The following is a 21,161-nucleotide window of genomic DNA, read 5'->3' as shown; positions in this document are numbered from 1 at the left end:
TTCTTGAAAGAAAGGTTTGTATATTCAAAGTTATTTATATATTTGCATCCCGAAACTAAGACTTATTGCGGGCGTGGTGGAATTGGTAGACACGCTAGACTTAGGATCTAGTGCCGCGAGGTGTGAGAGTTCGAGTCTCTCCGCCCGCACAATAAGCGAAAAGCTTCTCAGAAATGAGAAGCTTTTTTTATTTTATCTCCTAGTGATTAAAATCATTGTATCCCACTAATTATTAGTATATTTTAGAGTTGGAAATTAGCAGCCATGAAAGCAATAAGTTTCTTTTTAGGTGCTTGCCTTCTGGTGTCTTGTGGGAGCGATGACGAAAAAACGCTTCCCAAAAAGCAAGATCTTACTGAGGCCGTGTACTCTTCTGTAGTCATTCAACCGGACAGCCTGTATGAGGCATATGCTATTGTTTCTGGTATTTTGGAAGACAATTTAGTGGAAGAAGGGCAGAAAGTTTCTAAGGGGGATAAAATCATTCAAATAACCAACAATGCGCCTGAGTTAAATTCTCGAAATGCGAAATTGGCTCTCGATTTGGCTAAAGACAACTACAATGGAAGTGCTGCCGTATTGCTGGGGATTAAAGAGGAAATTGCGGCTGCGCAATTGAAATATAAGAATGATTCCATTAATTTCTTCAGGCAAAAAAATCTTTGGGAACAGAACATTGGCTCAAAATTGGAGTATGATACCAAGGAACTCAATTACCAACTTTCAAAAAATAATTTGCAATTGCTACAAAGTAGGTATGATCGTACCAAAAATGAATTGCAAACAGCCCTAAAGCAAGCCGAAAATAATTATAAAACTTCCCTAATCAATACCACGGATTTCACCATTAAAAGTGAAATAAACGGCATGGTGTACGCACTTTATAAAAACAAGGGGGAGATTGTAACTACTATGGAGCCCATGGCTTCTATTGGGAGTGCCGATGATTTTGTGATTGAAATGTTGGTGGATGAGGTGGATATTGTAAAAATAGAATTGGGTCAAAAGGTCATTGTGAGTTTGGATGCCTATAAAGGTGAGGTTTTTGAGGCCAGCGTGTCCAAAATTTTGCCAAAAAAGGATTTGCGGAACCAAACATTTACAGTAGAAGCAGAATTTGATCGTTTACCTAAGAAGTTGTATTCCGGATTATCTGGAGAAGCCAATATTATCATTAGGGAAAAGGAAGCGGTGCTTACCATTCCAAAATCTTATTTGACAGATAAGGGACAAGTAAAAACGGATAACGGTCTGGTTGCTGTAAAAACAGGTTTGGAAAATCTTGAATCTGTGGAAATTTTGGAGGGCATAGATGCCGATACGGCAATATACAAACCAGATGGCAATTAACTGGAAGGTCATATTGGCCATTGCGAAAACGCATCTGCTGAGTAAGATCAAACAGACTTCCGTGGCAGCACTTGGGGTGACTTTTGGCATTGGTGCCTATATTACTTTGGTCTGTTTTATGACAGGTTTGAATAAAATGTTGGATGGCTTGATTTTGAATCAAACTCCGCATATCCATATCTATAGTGAAATTGAGCCTTCTAAAGAACAGCCCATCGCAGCCTATGAAACTTTGGAGAATAGTTTTAAGGTAGTCCATTCCATAAAGCCGAAGCAAAGCCAAAAAAAGATTCACAACGCGTTGCCGATTATGGCCTATATCAACAAGGACAAGCGGGTGAAAGGTGCTATTCCGCAAATAAAATCCAATATATTTTATATTTCAGGGTCTATTGAGCTCGGTGGAAATTTGAGAGGTGTAGAACCTTTGGAGGAAGCACGTTTATTCGACTTTCAAAATTATGTGGTAAAGGGAAGTCACGAAGATTTGCACAAGGTAGATAATGGTATTTTATTGGGTTCTGGAATTGCTGAAAAGATGACTCTGAAACTGGGAGACAAAATCCAGGTCAGTACGATCAAAGGAGATGTATTCCCTTTGAAAATTGTTGGGATTTATCAAAGTGGTTTGGCTGAGGTGGACGACATTCAAAGTTTTGCTACTATTAAAACGGTGCAGCGTATTTTAGGCGAAGCCGAAAATTACATCACCGATATCAATGTGAAGCTCTACAATATTGAGGATGCTTATAGTATGGCTCAAGAAATGGAAAATCAATTTGGTTTAAAAGCGGTGGATATCAAAACGGCTAATGCCCAGTTTGAGACGGGTACCTCAATTCGAAATTTAATTACCTATGCGGTTTCCATTGCGCTCTTGATTGTGGCTGGTTTTGGGATTTATAATATCCTAAATATGTTTATTTATGAAAAGATGAATGACATCGCCATTTTAAAGGCGACTGGATTTTCTGGGAAGGATGTGCAATATATTTTTATGTGTCAGGCGTTGATTATTGGTCTGGTTGGTGGTTTGTTGGGGTTACTTGTTGGATTTGGGCTTACCAGTTTGATTGATACCCTGCCGTTTGAAACTGAAGCGCTCCCAACTATCAAGACGTTTCCTGTGAATTTCGATCCTTGGTTTTATGTCATCGGAATCACTTTCGCGTTAGTCTCTACCTTTTTTGCTGGTTATTTGCCATCTCGAAAGGCTAAAAAGATAGATCCTGTTAAAATAATTAGAGGTCAGTAATGAGTACAGTTTTGGAGACAAAAAATATCAATAAATACTTTAGGAAGCCCGTGTTATTTCACGTGCTGAAGGATATCAATATGTCTATAAAGAAGGGGGAATTCACTTCTATTATCGGGAAATCTGGCTGTGGAAAGTCAACTTTGTTGTATATCCTATCAACTATGGATACGGAATATGAAGGAGAGCTTTATCTGAACAATGAATTGGTGACTGGACAACATCATAACAAGCTGTCCTACTTAAGAAATAAGCACATTGGCTTTGTATTTCAGTTTCATTATTTATTGTCTGAGTTTTCTGTTTTGGAAAATGTCATGTTGCCAGCAAAAAAATTAGGAGAGAAGTCTTTGGAGGAAATTGAGCATGATGCTAGAAACAAGTTGGAAATCCTCAATATAGGGCATTTGGCTGATAAAAGAGCTTCTAGAATTTCAGGGGGTGAAAAGCAGCGTGTGGCCATAGCTAGGGCTTTAATCAATAATCCGTCTATTATTTTAGGAGATGAGCCGACGGGGAATTTGGATAGTCACAATTCTGAAAATGTATTTAATGTGTTCAAGCAGCTTTGCGATGAACAAGGTCTGTCTCTTTTGATTGTTACCCATGATGAGGATTTTGCAAAAAAGACAGACCGAATTATCACTATGAGTGATGGTGTGATTATCTCTTAAGGCGTTTCGCTTTTCAAGGTTAGTTTTCCTGTTTTTAGACCTTTTCCACTTACCGTTAATTCGATGTCCCCAGCTTGGGTTGTGGATTGTACCAAAACAACCAATTTTCCACTAAATAATTTCATGGTTGGTAAATGAAATAGTTCAAGAGAAGTAGCATCTCCATTACAAGCGGCACGATAAGTACCATTGCCTTTCACTTTAAAATCCAATTGATTGGTAGCCGTAGGACATGGAATGCCATTTTTGTCCACAACAGATACGGTTACAAAAGCGATGTCCTCACCGTCGGCTTTGATGGTTTTTACATCGGGCTCTAAAATTAATTGATAAGGCTTGCCGGCCGTTTTGATTTCTTTTTCCGCAGCAGCGTTTCCATGTTCGTCAAGAGCTACAACTTTTAAGGTGCCTGGTTGGTATTTGACATCTTTCCACATTAAACGGTACCGGTTTTGGTTAGTTGTGGAATCCTTTTTTTGAATGCCAAGACTTTTTCCGTTTAGGAACAATTCGGCGCTGTCATAACTCGTATACACAAATACGGGGGTGATGTCTCCTTCGCGCCCTTCCCAATTCCAGTGAGGGAGTATGTGCAGCGTTTCGTCTTCGGTGTTCCATCTGCTTCTGTAAAGATAGTAACGGTCTTTGGGTAAACCGGCCAAATCATTAATACCGAAATACGAACTGCGGGAAGGCCAGGCTTCATCGTAGGGCGTGGGTTCTCCCAAATAGTCAAAACCGGTCCATACAAATTCTCCAATCACCCAAGGCTTGTCATCCTGAAGTACAAAATCGTCGTCAGGCAAATTGGACCAGCTACAATATTCCAAATCGTAGGAAGAAGATTGAAAATCTGAGTAGGTTTTCATGCTGGCAATTTCTACTGGGAATTTGTAAATACCACGTGAACTCACTGTGGAAGCGGTTTCAGATCCTAAAATAAACCCTTGAGGAAAGGTTTCGTAAGCTTCTTCATAAAGGTGTACACGATAGTTCAATCCAGGAATGTCCATGATGGCTCCAAAGCCATTTTCCATAACGGCTTTTACTTGGTCCATCCCTACAGTGACAGGGCGTGTTGGGTCTTCTCTATGAAAAATATCCTGTAACCACTTGGCGCGTTTTACACCCTCCGAACCCCATTGGTCCGGCACTTCGTTTCCAGAACTCCACATGACGATTGAGGGATGGTTCCTGGTGGCTCTTACTAAATTCACCACGTCTTTTTCGGCATAGTCATCAAAATAGAGATTATAGCCGTTTTCCACTTTTGGTTTTTTCCATTCGTCAAAACTTTCTGCTAAAAACATAAAACCCATTTCGTCGCAAAGTTCCAATTGTTCCATGGAAGGCATATTGTGTGAACTCCTAATCGCGTTGCATCCCATATCTTTTAAAATGCGTAATTGTCGTCTTAAGGCGGAAGTGTTCACGGCAGCTCCCAATGGCCCTAAATCATGGTGTAAACAAACGCCTTTAAATTTGGTGACTTCGCCATTTAAGCTAAATCCAGTATTGCGATTGTATTGGATGCTTCTCACTCCAAATCGGGTGGTGATTTCATCTTTAAGAACATCTCCGGCGTATAATTTGGATACGGCAGTATATAAATATGGGGTTTCAGGACTCCATAAGTTGGGGTATTCCAGAGCGATATTTTGGTCAAATTCATTGCCATATAAAGTTTCGGAAGTGTTTGAGGCGACGGTGGTTCCGTTGGCGTCCAAAATATCGGTGACCAAGTGCAGTTGTTCTCCGGAAACTTTTGTTTTGATATTTACTTTGGCTATTTGGTCTGTAATCATTGGAGTTGTAATGTATGTGCCCCAATGGTCAATGCTTTGTTTGTCTTTTACAATGATTTGAACTTTTCGGTATAAGCCGGCACCAGGGTACCATCTGGAAGATAGTCCCTTATTGCTGAGTTTTACAGCAAGCGTATTAGTTTTTGAATTGGAAATATGTTCGGTGATGTCAAAATAAAAATATGCATAACCGTATTTCCATTCGCCTACTTTCGTTCCGTTGATAAAGACTTCCGGTTCACTCATGGCGCCTTCAAAGGCAATCAATACTTTTTTGTTTTGATCAGCACTTGGAAGAGTAAATGTGGTTCGGTACCAAGCTTCCCCAATATAGGGAAGCGCCCCTGTGCGTCCAGTTTTTTCGGTAGCTACGGTTTCGCCATTTTGTTCAATAGCGACTACTTGTTTGTCGATTTCCTTATCAAAAGGACCGTAAATAGCCCAATCATGGGGTACGGTAACTTCTTCCCATGAATTGTCATTGTACTTCGGGGAAACAGCTTCAGGGTGATGCCCTTTACTGAATTTCCATCCGTCTCTCAAGGTGATAACCTCTCTCGTTTGTGCGTTAAGAGCGGTTTGAAACATAATTGCTATCAGGATGAGCGATATATAATTGATGCTGAATTTCATTTTGAAAGTGTATTAATGATTGTAAAACTGCATGCCCAATGTGGCTGTATTGTTATGGTCAAAAAGTGTGGCGTTATCCCAATGGGAGCCTTGTCCCCATAATGTTGAGCAGTTGGTAGACACCCAAGCTGGTTCCCAATAAATGAGGCCTTCACCACCGGCATTTTCTATGATGGTTGTTAATTGATTGAGATAATCCAATTGGCCTTGTTGTGTGGCGGGATAACCAGAGATTAAGGCATCTTCGCCTAGAATATTGTTGGCGCTATCGGCATTGGTTAAAGTAAAGGGATAGGCGGTTTCAACAATCATCAAGCGTTTGTTGTAGGTGTTGATGAGGGTGTTCAATGGAGTTGATACATTGTTAAGTGTGTACTCAGACCAAATAGGGTAATATGACAATCCAATCCAGTCGAAATCGGTAACGCCATTTTGTGTAGCCTGTTCAAACCACCATAGGGCATTTTCTGGTTGAGCTATGTGGAGCATCACGCCAATTTCTTTTTCTTTGGCCTCGGAAATTGCTCTTACCGCAGCAATCCCTTTGTTTAGTAAATAGGAATTTCTATTCCAATCTATGGGCCAAACTAAATCACCATGTTGTAGAATCATAGGGTTGATTTCGTTGCCTATCTGTACAATTTCCGGGAGTAAGTTCAAGTTGGATAAGGTTTCAAGTGTATTGTAGGTGTAGTTGTAAACCAATTCACCTAAAGCAGTGGTGTTGTCTATTTCATCCAACCAAGCTGCAGGGATTTCTTGTGTTGAGGGGTCTGCCCAAGTATCGGAATAATGGAAATCCAGCAACACGTCCATGCCCTGGGATTTTGCACGTTGTATAGTGATTATAACATCTTCCAAATTAGAATAGTTAGTCCAGGTTGGGTTATGCCAAAGTCGAACCCTAACCAAGTTGGTTCCTGCATTTTTAAAGATTGTGAAGGGATCCTGAGTTTGACCATCACTGTTTTTATAAAGAGCGCCGCAATCTTCCATTTCATTTACATAGGATAAATCGGCACCATAGTAAAAAGTTTCGTTTTCCGGAGGCGTAATAATCCCATCGTCGGTGTTATCATCGTTTGAATCGCTTGAAGAGCAGCTCGTCATAGATATGAAAAGTGCTAGTAGAATTGAGATTGTGTGGTTTATCATTTTCATAATTTTAATGATAAGAGTTTGTTTTATTGACTGTTAAAGAACTTTATTTTTGCTAATTTACAAAATTGCTGTTAAAAAATCATACCAGTACCTACCAGTTTTTGTATCTTTGTGCTCTATGAGTTTGATATCAGTAAAAGATCATATTGGAATTCCTAAGTACAAACAGATAGTGTCTTCGGTAGAAGATGCTTTGGCAGCGGGTCTTTTGAAGAAAGGCGACCGTTTGCCATCCATAAATAGCGTGCGAAATAAGTTCGATTTATCTCGCGACACGGTGATGATGGCCTTCAACGAATTGAAGCGAAGAGGCATTGTGGAGTCGGTGTCGGGGAAGGGCTATTACATCAAGAGTGAAAACATCAACGTGTCCCAAAAAGTGTTTTTGCTTTTTGACGAGCTAAATGCTTTTAAGGAAGATTTGTACAATGCCTTTGTGAATAATCTTGATGAAGGGATTCAGGTGGAAATTTTCTTTCACCATTTCAGTTATGAGGTCTTTTCAAAATTGATTCAAGATAGTTTGGGTAGTTACCATTATTATGTCATCATGCCTGCAAATTTGAAGGGGACCGAGGATGTGATAAATATTTTGCCAGATGACAAGGTTTATATTTTGGATCAATTACCAAAAGAATTACGGAGCTATCCTTCTATTCATCAGAATTTTGAAAAAGACATTTTTGATAGTTTGATGGAAGCAAAAGAGTTGCTCCAAAAGTATCACAAGTTGGTATTGCTTTATTCTGAAACCAAGCAGCCAAAAGGCATGTTGAAAGGCTTTCAAGAGTTTGCTGAAGTTGCTGAAATAGCCTGCGAAGTAATTCAAACTTTTGAGGATCGTGTGATTGAAAAGGGAGCCGTGTATTTGGTTCTGGATGATCAACATTTAATTGTACTCATCAAAAAACTGAAGGAGCTCCAAATGGAAGTGGGCAAAGATGTTGGAGTGATTTCTTATAATGAAACCTTACTTAAGGAGATTGTTGAGGGAGGCATTACAACCATTTCCACAGATTTTAAGGAAATGGGCAAACGTTTGGCGGAGATGATTGTTAATAACGAAAAAGGAAATATAGAGAATACTAGAAGAGTAATTATTAGGAATTCATTATAAAGGGAGTAAGATGTTTACAATAGAGCATATAAGCGAGAACGCGACTAACGTTTTGGAAATTAGAAATGCCGAAAAAGCCTTGTTGGCATTGGTCAATTTGAAGACCGGTGGGAGTTTGGATGTGCTGCAATTGGAAGGTACAAAGATTATTTCCAACGAAGGCGCTTTGCCGTTTGCATCGTCCGTTTTGTTTCCTTTCGCCAATAGAATAGCCAAAGGGCAATACACTTTTGAGGGACAAACCTATCAATTGAAAAAAGGAGAGGTAGACCCTGATAATGCCATTCACGGCTTGATTTATGATAGAGAATTTGACATAGTAAATAAGGAAGTTACAAGAGAAAAAGCTATGGCAACTTTAAGGTATGAGCAAACTACGTCTCAAGAAGGATTTCCCTTTTTGTATGCCATGGAGCTAACATATGCAGTTAGCAATTCCGAATTGACATTGACTGTTGATGTAGAAAATATAGGCACTGAGGCCTTTCCATTTACCTTAGGTTGGCATCCTTATTTTGAGTCCAGTAATCTGGGAGAAAGTCAGCTTTTAATGGACTGCCAAGGAAAACTAAAAGTAGATGCGTTCATGATTCCTGTGGAAAAGGAAGCATTGCAATTACCTTCAGAATTACAAATAGGCGAGCAGCAGTTTGACGATTGCTTCTATTTGGGAGCTACCACTGTTGGCTTTAAAACACCGGATTATCATATTGCAATTGCAACCACTTCAAAAGAAAATTATTTGCAGGTATATACGCCTCCGGGAAGAAAAGCCATGGCCATAGAACCGCAAACAGGACCTGCCAATAGCTTTAACAGTGGGATGGGTTTACAGACTTTGCAACCTCAAAAACGATATAATTTAAGTTGGACTATACAAAAGATTGGATAGATGAATACAGAATTGATTACAGCAATACAGGACACTTTTAAAGAAAAGTTTGGAGAGAATTACTTGGTGGTGAGCTCTCCGGGTAGGATAAATTTAATAGGAGAACACACCGATTATAATGAAGGTTTTGTGTTTCCGGCAGCCATTGATAAGGGGATTATCACAACCATTGGAAAAAGTGATTCGGAAACTTGCTCGGCGGTGGCTTATGATTTAAAGGAGCAGTTTGAGTTTACTTTGGATGAGGTTGAGGCTATTCCAAAAGGGAACTGGAGAAATTACATTTTGGGTGTGATTGGCGAGTTGCAAAAGAAAGGCATTGAAGTGCCTCCTTTCAATGTTGTTTTTGGAGGCGATGTTCCTAATGGGGCAGGTTTGTCCTCTTCCGCAGCCTTGGAAAATAGCATCGCATTTGGATTGAATGAATTGTTTGGATTGGGGCTTACCAGGCACGAAATGATTTTGGTATCCCAAAAGGCAGAGCATAATTATGTAGGCGTACGCTGTGGAATTATGGACCAGTTTGCTAGTATGTTTGGAGAAGAAAATCAAGCCTTGTTGTTGGATTGTAGAACGCAAACCGCAACATCCTATCCAATAGATTTTAAGGATTATGAATTGATGCTTATCAATTCCAACGTGAGCCATAACTTGGTGGAAAATGAGTATAATGATAGACGTCAAGTGTGCGAACACGTAGCCCAATTGCTTGACGTTCCTTTTTTACGTGATGCTACCGAAGAAGATTTGTTGAAAGTCAAATCACAACTTTCCGAAGCCGATTATCAAAAGGCATTGTATGTGGTTCAGGAGAATGACAGGGTGATGAAATTTGCCAAAGCTATCGAAGATCACGATGTGGAGCAGTTGGGAGCCTTCCTTTTGGAAGCCCACAAAGGCATGCAGCACCAATTCAAAATTAGTTGTGACGAATTGGACTTTTTGGTAGAACAGGCCAAAGCGCATCCAAGTGTGGCCGGTGCCCGAATGATGGGAGGCGGTTTTGGGGGCTGTACCATCAATATTGTGAAAAAAGATGCTTTGGAAGACTATGCCAAAACGGTTACCGAAAACTATAAAAATACCTTTGGGATTGACTGCAGTGTACACTTTGTAAAACTGTCTCAAGGAACACATTTAATAAACTAAAATCAAAATAAGATGAACTCAGATATACATGATTATTCGCATAAACGATTAAATATCCTAACAGGGGAATGGGTTTTGGTGTCTCCGCATCGTGCTAAAAGACCTTGGCAGGGCCAACAGGAAGAAACGACTCCAGATGTGCGTCCAAGCTATGACGAAAGTTGCTATTTGTGTGCTGGAAATGTTAGGGCCAATGGAGAAGTGAACCCTTCTTACAATGATGTTTTTGTCTTTACCAATGATTTTTCAGCCTTGCAAAGTGACTCCAAGGAATTTACTGTAAACGAAGGCTTGTTACAAGCGCAAAGTGAGCAGGGTATTTGTAAGGTGATTTGTTTCAGTCCAGATCACTCCAAAAGTTTGGCGCAAATGAGTGTGGAAGGAATTGAAAAAGTGGTGCATACTTGGCAAGCCGAATATGCGTCTTTGGGAAGTGAGCCGAATATCAACTACGTTCAGATTTTTGAGAACAAAGGAGCCATTATGGGCTGTAGCAATCCGCATCCTCATGGGCAGATTTGGAGCCAGTCTTCATTGCCTAACGAAGTGGCGAAAAAGGACGCGCGCCAATTGGAATATTTTAAGACTAATAACAGGACCTTGCTTTCAGATTACTTGAAGCAAGAATTGGAACTTAAAGAGCGGATCATTTTTGAAAATAAAGCCTTTGTGGTGTTGATTCCGTTTTGGGCAGTATGGCCTTATGAAGCGATGATTTTGCCAAAGACGCCGCAAAAGAGTATTGGTGATATGGCTCAGGAAGAAACCTTGTTATTTGCCGAAGCCATTTCGGTGTTGACCAAAGTTTATGATAAGTTGTTCAACTGTTCTTTCCCATATTCTAGTGGGATACACCAAGCGCCAACCAATGGCGAAGTAAATGAGCACTGGCATTGGCACATGAGTTTTTATCCGCCACTGTTACGTAGCGCTACCGTGAAGAAATTCATGGTGGGTTATGAAATGTTTGCAAGTCCACAGCGTGATATTACAGCCGAAAGTGCTGCAAAAACATTGAGAGACCTCTCAGTAGAACTATAATATTTAAAACTGGTAATATGAAAGTAAATGGAATTATTCCATTGGTAATGGCATTGTGTTTGAGTGTGGTTCAGTGGTCTTTGGCTCAGGAAACCTCTCCAAAAGGCAATGTAGTTATTGATGGGGATGGGGTGATGCGATGGGAGCATACCAAGGAAGAAGTTTTCGGTTTTGGTGTCAATTATACAGTCCCTTTTGCTCATGCTTATCGTTCGGCCAAACGTATGGGAATCGATCCCAAAAAGGCCATCGATAGTGACATTTACCATTTTACCCGCCTAGGTTTTGATTTGTACCGAATTCATGTTTGGGACACACAAATAAGCGATGTTGAAGGGAATCTTTTGGAGAATGAATATTTAGACACTTTCGATTATTTGTTGAGCAAACTAAAGGCCCATAACATTAACTATGTCATTACGCCCATAGCCTTTTGGGGAGATGGTTGGCCAGAACCTGATGGCGATACGCCTGGGTTTTCGCATACATATGGAAAAGCAGATTGTTTGACCAATCCAGAAGCTATAAAAGCACAGCAAAATTACCTCTTTCAGTTTTTAAATCATGTGAATCCTTATACGGGAGTAGCTTATAAGGATGAGCCTAATATCATTGCTTTTGAAGTGAGTAATGAACCGCACCATCAAGGTACGGCTTTAGAGGTGACAGCTTTTGTGAAGGGCATGGTAGAAGCGATGCGGAAAACAGGAACGCAAAAACCTATTTTCTATAATATGAGCCATGCCGTACATTTTATGGATGCCTATTTTGAAGGAGGAGCACAGGGAGGCACCTTTCAGTGGTATCCCACAGGGTTGGGCTATGGTAAGGAACTTTCTGGAAATGTTCTACCTAATGTAAATGATTATGACATGCCATTTGATGAGGTGATTAAAAAACATCAAGGCGCTAAATTGGTCTATGAATTTGATGCGGCCGATGTTGGGAAGTCCTATGTGTATCCTGCTATGGCACGAAGTTTTAGAAGTGCCGGAATTCAAATAGGGACCCATTTTGCGTACGACCCGACGTATTTGGCTTATGCCAATACCGAATATAATACGCATTATATGAATTTGAATTATACACCTTCCAAGGCTTTGGCTTTAAAGATTTGTGCGGAAGTGTTTCATGAAATTCCTTTGTATGCCGAATTTGGAAAGTACCCAGAAAATACCTCGTTTGGCAATTTCAAAATAGATTACAAAACAGATTTGGCCGAGTATAATTCCGAAGAAAAGTTTTTTTACACGAATACAACATCATCAAACCCTAAGAATTTAAAAAAGCTAGAGGAGATTGCCGGTTATGGCAGTTCACCGGTAGTGACATACGATGGGCAAGGAGCTTATTTTATGGATAAGCTTTCCAAAGGTGTTTGGCGCTTGGAAGTACAACCGGATGCTATTTGGGTGGATAATCCGTTCGGGAAAAATAGTCCGAAGAAGACCGTGGCAGTTATCAATTGGGAAACCCATTCAATGTCTATTGATTTAAAAGATTTAGGGGAGGGATTTTCCATTGAAGCTATTAATGAAGGGAATGGTTTTCAGTCTCAGGTAACTGGTAAAGTATTTTCAATTCAACCAGGAACTTATATCATCAGTAAAAAAGGGAGCAAAAAGACTTGGTCTGTTAATGATGCTTTTAAAACCAATAAACTCAACGATTTTTATGCGCCTAAAACTACGGTTGATAAACCATGGCTGAGACATGAACCGATAAAGGAAGTGACTGAAAATACTGCTCTACAATTGGAAGTGCAGTATGTAGCGCCAAACAAGCCAAAGAGTATTCAACTGCTAGGATATTCTTCAAAAGGGCGTTTTCAGGTAGATTTTAAAAATATCCAAGGGTATAGATATACAGCAACCTTACCTGCAGAATATCTGCAGATTGGTTTTGTGCATTACAATATTGTAGTGAAAAGTGACGATACCTTTAGGTCCTATCCCGCCAACATGGAAGGCAAATTTTCGGATTGGGATTTTTACGATATCGAAGATTATGTGGTTAAAGTAGTCTCTGAAAGCAATCCTATTTATTTGTTTGATGCCGAACAGGACACCGATGATTTGGTACGTCCTTGGCGCAAGGGTTTTAAATTGGTGCCAACAGAGGAGAATGGGCAATCGGAGTGCCAAATGAACTTGGAGCAATTGTTTGTTGAAGATTCCGAAAACAGGAATGCAACACCTATTTACGATTATAGTTTTAAACACTTTATCATCGATAAAATTGATGGGAGACAATCCAGTTTAAAGGATAAAGCCACTTTGGTTTTTAAAGGGCGATCGTTGACAGATAAACCGTTGCCTTTGCAAATTGCCTTTGTAATGGAAGATGGCTCTAGTTATGGAGGTATGTTGACATTGGAACCCGAAATGGGAGACTATACTTTATCCCTTTCAGAGTTGAAACCTGTAAAAACGGTAACGCTTCCAAGGCCATATCCTAGCTTTTTGCCTTACTATTTGGAGCATGATATTACTTCTAAATTCGATGTCAACAACTTAGAGAGTCTTCAGTTTTCTATTGGTCCTGGAATCCCGGAAAACCAATTGCGGGCGCCCCATGGTATTGGAATGGTGAGTGTGCGTTTAGAATAGAAAAAGCTTCCCGCAAGGAGAAGCTTTCACTCAAACTTAAAACAAAAAACTCAAATAAACTTATAGTTTTATCAATTTAGAAGTCGCTGTTTGCCCTTCTTCATTTTTTAGTTTTACCATATAAATACTTGGCATCAGGTTTGAAATATCAAATCCATGGCCTTGTTGGAAGTCGCCTGAAAATGATTTTACCAATTTCCCTGTGATATCATAAATCGCAACCTGGGTGGTGGCTTTATTAATTTGGAAACTGTTGTTGGTTGGGTTAGGGTATACCTTAATTCCTTGAGATAAAACATGATCTTCAATACTCAAGGTTGCGGCCAAGTTTCCGTAGATTTTAAAGGTGCCAGGTGCCATATTAATGGTTGCTGTTGTACTGCTAACTTCCATGCTTGTATTTCCGGTATTGTCCATCAAGTCATACCAAGTTCCTGTATAAGGGAAGTTAGGCACTATGTTTTGTGCTACCACATCAAAATTGGCCAAGATGACCACATTCTTCAATTCAGTAGAAGGAAGGGCGTCATCCCAAATGTAAATTTTGGGTGTCAAGTTTCCAGACTCAATGGTGTAGTCGCCTTCAAATACGTCTTCTTGGATTTTCAAAGCATTGATTCGTGCCCAATCCTCATAAATTTGGCTTCGGTTAGTATCATCTGGCCAGTTGTTGGCCCATTGTGGTTGCGGTTTGGTGTCCAATTTACAATCACCTGCACCATCACTATCATTATCCGGTAAGTTAACAGTGCCATCGTTGCAAGTGAAGATTGAATTTTCCATACCCAATTCACCAAAGTGCCAGATCATTTTAGGTCCCGGGATGGTTAAACTTACGGCTCCAAGAGCCGACATACGCCCTAGGGCTGTGTTAAGCTCGGTAACATCATAGCTGCCATTGGAGTTTCCGTATTGAAGGTTTTTAAACATCAAACGTTCTTCATCATGGCTTTCGGCATAGCCTACCAATCTAGGTTGGTCAAAGCCTCTGGAAGTATGTTCCATAGAGGTAATGTTGGCTGTGTATCCCATGGTTAATTCGTTGTATTGGTAATTCAAATTACCCCATAACATGATGCCTTTTCCTTCATCGATGCGGTAGTTGGCCCATTCTATTTCTTCATCCAATGAAGTCTGTCCATCGTTGTTGGCATCCCAATCGGTTCCTAGGTGTTCAAAGATGACATAATGATTGGCGTCCAAGTCCCAACTGAAATCGGCATACTCTTTAAGTAGAGCAACACGATCGGCATTATAGTCGTTGGTACAACCTTCGTTGTTGGCGCAATTTTGAGTGAATCCTTTGGTCAGGTCCCATCTAATTCCGTCAATTTTGAATTCTTCAATCCAATGTTCCACAACACGTTCTGAGTAGTATTGTGTACGTACCTGCTGATGATTAAAATCTGATCCCACATTATAAGAATGCGCAGGCGTTTGGTTGAAATAAGGGTTGTCGCTATTGATATTCCCTGAATTGTCTGACCACATACGCACCATTGGATTTCTTCCAAAGGCATGGTTTAATGCGATGTCCAAAATTACGGCAATACCATTTTGGTGACAGGTATCGATGAGTTCTTTTAATTTAGCTTCAGTACCATAAAACTTATCCAAAGCCATATGGAAGGACGTGTTGTATCCCCAGCTTTCGTTGCCTTCAAATTCCATCACAGGCATTAGCTGAATGGCATTTACGTTTAAATCTTTGAAATAGTCAATCTTGTCAATAATATCCTGAAAGTTTCTGTCGCTGTCAAAATCACGAATCAGCACTTCGTAAATTACCAAATCTTCCTTTTTGGGTTTTGTGAAGTTGGTCACCTGCCAATCATAGGCTGGTTGGGCTGTTTGCAAAACCGTTACTTCATGGTTTTGCCCTGCTGGATAGTCAGGAAGGTTAGGGTAGGTGTCTTCTGGAATATACGGATCATCCCCAGGAGATAATACCAAGGTTGAAAATGGATCGGCTGTTTTTACTTCACTTGGTGAATTGGCTGCTGGTGAATTGGTGTAGGTCCAGTATTGATATGTATAAATTTCGCCAGAAGTTAGACCATTCAGTTCTATCCAAAATTTGGAAGAGGATGCGTCCTTCTTCATTAAATAGGTGCCTGAATAGGGATTCCAATCATTAAAGCTACCTGCTACATATACAAAATCTTTGTTGGGGGCATCTAAAACCAAGGTTGCTTTGGTGGCGTCTTCGGAATCGTAATTGATGCCGTTTTCCATGCCTTCTGGAAGGGCTTCCACTACTGAGCTGGCTATAATGACTTCAAAGGAGGATTCTCCGGATTCTGAAGAACCTGAAGGTGTGCCGATAACTGTTATTGTTCCAGATTCTGTTAGATTGGTCAAAGTAGTGCCGTAAGTTGGGAACCCCTGACCTGTAGCTACAGAATTACCGTTGTAAAGGACTTCAAAATTTCCTACTTGTAAGCTTCCTCCAGATTGCATATAAGCGCTTATGGAGAGGTTGCCTCCAGATTCCACAATAACAGGATCTGAATTTGGACTGTTAAAAACTACTGTCACGGCACCTACATAGAATAATGTATCTTGAGATTGTTGGCTACCATCGTCGCTTTTAACCAGCATTCCTATTTGACCAATGCCCGTATCTTGATACAGCTCGGTAGGAGTCATAGTGAAGGAGTAGGTGCCATCACCATTGTTGGTGAATTTTTGCGCTTCGTTGGAATTGCCCCAATCGCCATTGGTCGGGGAATCTCCGGCTTGATTGCCATTGGTGTCGAAATACCAGGTCCAAAGGTATAGGTCTGCTCCATTGGTGCTACCCCATATAGAGGCATCCAAGTTGGAGACTGTTATGGTGATTTCATCGGTTTCTTCAAATGGGGAAGGGCTTATGTTAAAGCTTACGTCATTTTGTGTTTGCCCAAGTGAAACCGCATACAATGAAAAAAACAATAAAGAAAGTAATGTATGTTTCATAGCTATTTTATATTAAAATGGGCCATGATTTCTCATAGCCCATTTGTAAAACTTCTTATTGAAGGGTTATGGTTTTGTTGACGGTGTCCATGGTGAGTATATACGTCCCAGGCGTGCCTACAAAACTGAAATTACTATCGCCGTCATTGGCATTTTCAAAATTGGAATCGATAGTATAGCCTTCACTTTCGTAATGTGGGTAATTAAAGCTAACTGGACCCCAATCTTGTTGTGCGAAGAATCTAAAGGCCTCGTTTGTAAAGGTTACTTCAGCAGAATATACTCCAGCTCCTGTACAAGGGAATTCCACTGGGGAGTCCCAGTTCCAGCCATTAACTCCGGCACCAACAATCCAAAGGGTTTCATATTCGCACTCAATTTGAGGGTCACCCAATGTGATGGTTTTATTAATGGTGTCTACGCTTAGGTAATATTCTCCAGGCGTTCCTGTAAAGCTAAAGTTACTGTCACCATCATTGGCATTTGCAAAGTTACTGTCGATGGTATACCCTGCTCCTTCGTAATATGGGTAATTAAAGCTAATCGGATTCCAATCTTGTTGCGCAAAGAATCTAAAAGAGTCATTGCTAAAGTCAACATTTCCAGAATAGACTCCATTTCCAGTACAAGGTAATTCCACTGGAGAGTCCCAATTCCAACCCGCATTAGTAATACCAGCGCCTACCAACCATAATTGATCGTACTCACAGTTAGGGCCAACAACAGGAGGGCCTAAAGTGATGGTCTTGTTTTCCATATCGATTTCCAGGAAATACTCCCCCTCAGTTCCAATAAACTGGAAGTTGCTGTCACCATCATTGGCGTTAACCAAGTTTTCATCAATCGTAAATCCTCTTGACTCATACCACGGATAGTTGAAGCTAACTGGACCCCAATCTTGTTGTCCAAAGAATCTAAAGTTACCATCGTTCTCAGGTGATAACATGACGTTTCCGGAGTACACACTTCCCTGAAGTGGGAATTCTGCAGGAGAATCCCATACCCAACCAGCTGTAGGGATGCCAGCACCAACTGCATAGATAACTGGTAGAAGTGCAGTTTCATATGGTGTAACCGTAATGGTAATAACATTTGATATACGCTCTAAATCGCCTGCTGCAGTTTCAATCACCGAACGGATTCTAATATCTATTGATCCAGCAGTTTCTGGTTCAATTCCCAAGTTAAGGGCAACGTCGTTCAATTCACCATAGGTCATTTCCAACATAGTATCCTCTGTAGTTCCTAAGGTTTCAACAGTAGCGAAATCGGTTCCTGCAATGGCGCCTTCAACATAGTAGTTGATGGTAGCTGTAGGATTCTCTGAAAAATCAGGATCATTCCATTCAATGGTTGTTGCAAGCTCGTCTTCGGAAATATCTGTAAGGACGATTTCAAAAGAGCTATCGGGGCTTGTAATTACAGGATTGTTTTCAGGGTAAGAGCTAAGTTTCATTTTTAGCACTTCTGAAATATCATCTCCTCCTAGGATTCTAAAAAACACATCAGATTCTTCAAAAGCTTGAATATTATTATCCAATAAAACAGCGTTAAGTTCTCCTACGGTCATTGAAAATGAAAGGGAGGTAGAGGATCCTAAAACAATAGGCGCTGTAAATTCTTCATCGGCAGCCATTTCAACTGTGTAATTGTCGGCTCCAGAAATGTTGTCCTGCCAAACCAGAGTAAGCGCCACATTTTGGGTGTTGGCACCATCCAATAACAAGGCTGCATTTTCGTTTGGAGAAACAATCTTGAAACTTTCGGCGGGGTCGATGAAGGTGAAATCATCGGAATTGTTACAATTTACAGCTACAAGCAGTAGTGCAAAAGCAGAAAATATTTTTAATAAATGTTTCATCTTAAATTAGTTTTGGGTTAGAGAATAAGTGTATTCCCTTGGGTTAGATAGGTCTAAAACCACATGGTAATTCCCTGCAGGACCATCGAAGGTTAAATCTCCTCCAGCTTGAAGGAAGCCATCGTCGTTAAAGGATCCTAATTCAAAAGTCCATTCATTATTTGCTCTAAACTTAAATGGACCAGGTTCAAGATCAATATCTATTTCCAAAGTTCTAGTAGAACTATTGTAGACCAAATCAGTGTCTGAATCCCATCCCGTAGGTGTAGCTTCACCAATGATACCCCAATCTGTTGCAGTTGTGGCATAGGTAAGTGCTCCCGTGTTAGCTTCTACAAAGTAATAGCCTGCAGTGGCAGTACAGTCGGTTTCATCATCGGCAACAAGAACTCCTGTAGAAGTACCATCGTCTCCCCAGTCGGTATTGCCCCATTGGAAAGCACCGGCAGCATCAGGAGCTAAGAATTTGTAACCACCATCTAACCAAACATACCCTTGGTAATCGGTTTCTCCAAAAGCAGAAGATGCTAAAAGTGGTGCTGTTGGAGGATCCCATCCTTGATGGTTTCCAGGAACAGCCAATTTAGGTAATGCCGTAGTAAAAGGTGTTACGGATACTGAAATGGCATTGGAGTAAAGTGGCATGTCACTTTGGTTACCAATAGTTGATTTTACTCTAATGTCCAAACTTCCTTCGGTAAAAGGAAGCAGTCCAGCTCCCACCGCATATCCATTAAATGTTGCAATGTCTAAAGACAACACGTTAGAACTGGTAGTTCCTATTACAATAGGTTCTTCAAAATCGGTACCACTTTGGGTTGCTTCTACGATATAACTTATTTGGGTTGGTACACCATAATCGGCATTTTCCCAAGTAATCGTAATGGCCGTGTTGGTTTGATTTTCAAAAGGGTTTAAGGTATAGGACTGCCCATCGTTGGGTGTTAAAATGTCTCCAAATGTCCCTTCGGTAATTTGGAAGTCGTCGTGGCCGTCATCACTGCTACAAGCAACGAAAAACATGGTAGCCACGATTAAACAATAATTTATAAGCTGTTTCATTTTCATCTGTTTTTAGTATCCTGGGTTTTGGGTAAGGTTAGGATTGGTCGCTAAGTTATTGTTAGGAATAGGGAATAGGTTTCTGTAAGAGTCTACAGAAATTCCATTAGGTTGATCTCCTTTCCAAGGCCATAAATAGCTTCCTGTTGTAAACTGGTTGTAACGAATTAAATCGGTACGTCTTAACAATTCCCAGTACAATTCTCTAGATCTTTCATGCAAAACAAAGTCCAAAGTAAGATTGCTGGAAGTTATGTTTCCTGTATTTCCACCAAAAGCTCTTGTTCTTATTTCATTGACTTTTTGCACCGCCGTGGCCATATCGCCATTGCCGCCTCTTAAGGTAGCTTCGGCATAGTTAAGGTAAATTTCTGCTAAACGGATCAGTGGTAAATCATTGTCTGTTCTTAAATCTTGACCAGAACCAACTCCTGGGTTACCGTTGGTGTCGATATTTTTGAATTTGGTCACCGCATACCCATTGCTGAATTGAGAGATATCCTCAATTTCCAAAGACTGACCATCGGTATAGAACATAGCTCTCATATCACCATCTTCAAAATTGTTCACCAAGCTACTAGTTACTCTTAAACCAGCCCAACCACTGTCTACACCATAATCGGCAGGAACCATAGAGCCTCCAATTTGTGCATGTACTAAAAAGGTGGTTCCCCCATAAGTTTGGGTTTGTACACCGTCAAAATTCAATGCGAAGATGAACTCGTTTTGGGCACCATTACTGTCGTTATCAGCCAAGAACAATTCGTCATAGGCTGTTCCGTTTCCGTTCCCGTCAGACATGTTAAGAGAGTAAGACGAATTCATAACTTCATTACAGTAGGTAATACAGTCATTATATCTGTTTTCGTTGATATAAACTTCAGCATTAAGGTACAGTCTGCTTAATAAAGCCCAAGCAGCTACGCGATCTACACGGCCATATTCGTTGGCACCGCTGGCAGGTAATAGGTCTTTCACTTCCAATAACTCCGCTTCAATGAAATTGAAAACTTCTTGACGTGAGTTTTGAGTTGGTAATGTAGTCGCTACAGTAGTTTGGATAGGTACGTTTCCATATAAATCCATTAAGTTGTAGTAAGCGTAGGCTCTAAGGAAGCGTGCTTCAGCGATAAACGTTTGTACTTCAGCATCGGATAATTGTCCTGCATTTTCAATAAATGAATTACAGAAGGAAACTTCTTGTCCCAAGCGGTTGTACATGGCGTTTGTAAAGTCGTTACTGTCTGTCCAATACATGCCGTGCATGTCGGCAACTCCAGCATCACCCCAGCCTAATACAGCATGGTCTGTAGTTAATTCATTAAGGTAGAACAAGGTTCTTGTGAATTGCGAAAACCCTTCGTCGATGTCATTTGGATCCAAATCTGGATTTCCCGCAGGTCCTTGTTGTCCCGTCACTGCAAAACCAGCATATAGTTTTGCTAAGGCGCTTTTTGCTTCATCGGCATTGGCATATACGTCTTCTTCGGTAAAACTGTCTGGGTCTATTGGAGATTGATCCAAATCGTTATGACAGCTCACCATTGCCAAGGCTATAAAAGCGTATGATATTTTATTAAAGATATTTTTCATA

Annotated in this window: 14 protein-coding genes and 1 tRNA gene; 9 read left to right on the top strand and 6 right to left on the bottom strand. The window is 40.5% G+C overall.

What is annotated here, in order from left to right:
* The first annotated feature begins 67 nt into the window (after positions 1 to 67).
* The 4 genes from RBH95_RS15630 to RBH95_RS15615 all read left to right on the top strand — a co-directional run bounded on the left by RBH95_RS15630 (position 68) and on the right by RBH95_RS15615 (position 3,279).
* Positions 68 to 149 (top strand) — tRNA-Leu (locus RBH95_RS15630).
* Positions 150 to 264: 115 nt separating this feature from the next.
* Positions 265 to 1,350, top strand: a complete 1,086-nt coding sequence (locus RBH95_RS15625; protein ID WP_307900495.1) for an efflux RND transporter periplasmic adaptor subunit — start codon at positions 265 to 267, stop codon at positions 1,348 to 1,350.
* Positions 1,340 to 2,605 (top strand): ABC transporter permease, encoded by a 1,266-nt coding sequence (locus RBH95_RS15620; protein ID WP_307900494.1) that lies wholly within the window; start codon positions 1,340 to 1,342, stop codon positions 2,603 to 2,605. The genes RBH95_RS15625 and RBH95_RS15620 overlap by 11 nt, the downstream gene beginning before the upstream one ends.
* Positions 2,605 to 3,279 carry an ABC transporter ATP-binding protein gene (locus tag RBH95_RS15615; RefSeq protein WP_053976189.1) on the top strand — a complete coding sequence of 225 codons (675 nt, stop codon included), beginning with the start codon at positions 2,605 to 2,607 and terminating at the stop codon, positions 3,277 to 3,279. Before RBH95_RS15620 ends, RBH95_RS15615 begins: the two co-directional genes overlap by 1 nt.
* Here RBH95_RS15615 and RBH95_RS15610 read toward each other — a convergent pair.
* The gene (locus RBH95_RS15610; RefSeq protein ID WP_307900493.1) at positions 3,276 to 5,717 is read right to left on the bottom strand and encodes a DUF4982 domain-containing protein; all 2,442 of its coding nucleotides are present in this window, start codon (positions 5,715 to 5,717) and stop codon (positions 3,276 to 3,278) included. The genes RBH95_RS15615 and RBH95_RS15610 overlap by 4 nt on opposite strands.
* A 12-nt stretch (positions 5,718 to 5,729) precedes the next feature.
* Entirely contained in the window at positions 5,730 to 6,872 is a 1,143-nt protein-coding gene (locus RBH95_RS15605; RefSeq protein WP_307900492.1) for an arabinogalactan endo-1,4-beta-galactosidase, read from the bottom strand.
* A 124-nt stretch (positions 6,873 to 6,996) separates the two neighbouring features.
* Between RBH95_RS15605 and RBH95_RS15600 the strand changes: the two genes are divergently transcribed.
* From RBH95_RS15600 to RBH95_RS15580, 5 genes are read left to right on the top strand one after another with little or no spacing between them, the layout of a single operon-like run.
* Positions 6,997 to 7,995, top strand: a complete 999-nt coding sequence (locus RBH95_RS15600; RefSeq protein WP_307900491.1) for a GntR family transcriptional regulator — start codon at positions 6,997 to 6,999, stop codon at positions 7,993 to 7,995.
* A 10-nt stretch (positions 7,996 to 8,005) separates the two neighbouring features.
* Positions 8,006 to 8,887, top strand: a complete 882-nt coding sequence (locus tag RBH95_RS15595) for an aldose 1-epimerase (RefSeq protein WP_307900490.1) — start codon at positions 8,006 to 8,008, stop codon at positions 8,885 to 8,887.
* Positions 8,888 to 10,036: a galactokinase gene (gene galK / locus RBH95_RS15590; protein ID WP_307900489.1), complete on the top strand. Its 1,149-nt coding sequence runs from the start codon at positions 8,888 to 8,890 to the stop codon at positions 10,034 to 10,036.
* A 12-nt stretch (positions 10,037 to 10,048) separates the two neighbouring features.
* Positions 10,049 to 11,077 carry a UDP-glucose--hexose-1-phosphate uridylyltransferase gene (locus RBH95_RS15585; RefSeq protein ID WP_307900488.1) on the top strand — a complete coding sequence of 343 codons (1,029 nt, stop codon included), beginning with the start codon at positions 10,049 to 10,051 and terminating at the stop codon, positions 11,075 to 11,077.
* A 17-nt stretch (positions 11,078 to 11,094) separates the two neighbouring features.
* Complete coding sequence (locus RBH95_RS15580; protein WP_307900487.1) at positions 11,095 to 13,686, top strand: hypothetical protein; 2,592 nt, start codon at positions 11,095 to 11,097, stop codon at positions 13,684 to 13,686.
* A 60-nt stretch (positions 13,687 to 13,746) separates the two neighbouring features.
* On the opposite strand, the gene RBH95_RS15575 is transcribed toward RBH95_RS15580, so the two are convergent.
* Genes RBH95_RS15575 through RBH95_RS15560 form a run of 4 tightly spaced genes read right to left on the bottom strand, consistent with a single transcriptional unit; the run spans position 13,747 to position 21,160 of the window.
* A complete protein-coding gene (locus tag RBH95_RS15575) occupies positions 13,747 to 16,644 on the bottom strand; it encodes an alpha-amylase family glycosyl hydrolase (protein WP_307900486.1) in 2,898 nt (965 codons plus the stop codon).
* Positions 16,645 to 16,699: 55 nt separating this feature from the next.
* Positions 16,700 to 18,505 (bottom strand): SusE domain-containing protein, encoded by a 1,806-nt coding sequence (locus tag RBH95_RS15570; RefSeq protein WP_307900485.1) that lies wholly within the window; start codon positions 18,503 to 18,505, stop codon positions 16,700 to 16,702.
* A gap of 6 nt (positions 18,506 to 18,511) precedes the next feature.
* Positions 18,512 to 19,567, bottom strand: coding sequence for a SusE domain-containing protein (locus RBH95_RS15565; RefSeq protein ID WP_307900484.1), 1,056 nt, complete (start codon positions 19,565 to 19,567; stop codon positions 18,512 to 18,514).
* Positions 19,568 to 19,579: 12 nt separating this feature from the next.
* Positions 19,580 to 21,160 (bottom strand): RagB/SusD family nutrient uptake outer membrane protein, encoded by a 1,581-nt coding sequence (locus RBH95_RS15560; protein ID WP_307900483.1) that lies wholly within the window; start codon positions 21,158 to 21,160, stop codon positions 19,580 to 19,582.
* Position 21,161: the final 1 nt, after the last annotated feature.

The organism is Mangrovimonas sp. YM274 (assembly GCF_030908385.1).
Taxonomy (GTDB): Bacteria; Bacteroidota; Bacteroidia; order Flavobacteriales; family Flavobacteriaceae; genus Mangrovimonas_A.
Note: the sequence above shows the minus strand (reverse complement) of the source record. Positions and strands in the feature narration are given on the sequence as shown.

Bases quoted from the DNA above. Each gene is read 5' to 3' on its own strand.
- RBH95_RS15625 (WP_307900495.1), top strand. From the start codon at position 265: ATGAAAGCAATAAGTTTCTTTTTAGGTGCTTGCCTTCTGGTGTCTTGT.
- RBH95_RS15620 (WP_307900494.1), top strand. From the start codon at position 1,340: ATGGCAATTAACTGGAAGGTCATATTGGCCATTGCGAAAACGCATCTG.
- RBH95_RS15615 (WP_053976189.1), top strand. From the start codon at position 2,605: ATGAGTACAGTTTTGGAGACAAAAAATATCAATAAATACTTTAGGAAG.
- RBH95_RS15610 (WP_307900493.1), bottom strand. From the start codon at position 5,717: ATGAAATTCAGCATCAATTATATATCGCTCATCCTGATAGCAATTATG.
- RBH95_RS15605 (WP_307900492.1), bottom strand. From the start codon at position 6,872: ATGATAAACCACACAATCTCAATTCTACTAGCACTTTTCATATCTATG.
- RBH95_RS15600 (WP_307900491.1), top strand. From the start codon at position 6,997: ATGAGTTTGATATCAGTAAAAGATCATATTGGAATTCCTAAGTACAAA.
- RBH95_RS15595 (WP_307900490.1), top strand. From the start codon at position 8,006: ATGTTTACAATAGAGCATATAAGCGAGAACGCGACTAACGTTTTGGAA.
- galK (WP_307900489.1), top strand. From the start codon at position 8,888: ATGAATACAGAATTGATTACAGCAATACAGGACACTTTTAAAGAAAAG.
- RBH95_RS15585 (WP_307900488.1), top strand. From the start codon at position 10,049: ATGAACTCAGATATACATGATTATTCGCATAAACGATTAAATATCCTA.
- RBH95_RS15580 (WP_307900487.1), top strand. From the start codon at position 11,095: ATGAAAGTAAATGGAATTATTCCATTGGTAATGGCATTGTGTTTGAGT.
- RBH95_RS15575 (WP_307900486.1), bottom strand. From the start codon at position 16,644: ATGAAACATACATTACTTTCTTTATTGTTTTTTTCATTGTATGCGGTT.
- RBH95_RS15570 (WP_307900485.1), bottom strand. From the start codon at position 18,505: ATGAAACATTTATTAAAAATATTTTCTGCTTTTGCACTACTGCTTGTA.
- RBH95_RS15565 (WP_307900484.1), bottom strand. From the start codon at position 19,567: ATGAAACAGCTTATAAATTATTGTTTAATCGTGGCTACCATGTTTTTC.
- RBH95_RS15560 (WP_307900483.1), bottom strand. From the start codon at position 21,160: ATGAAAAATATCTTTAATAAAATATCATACGCTTTTATAGCCTTGGCA.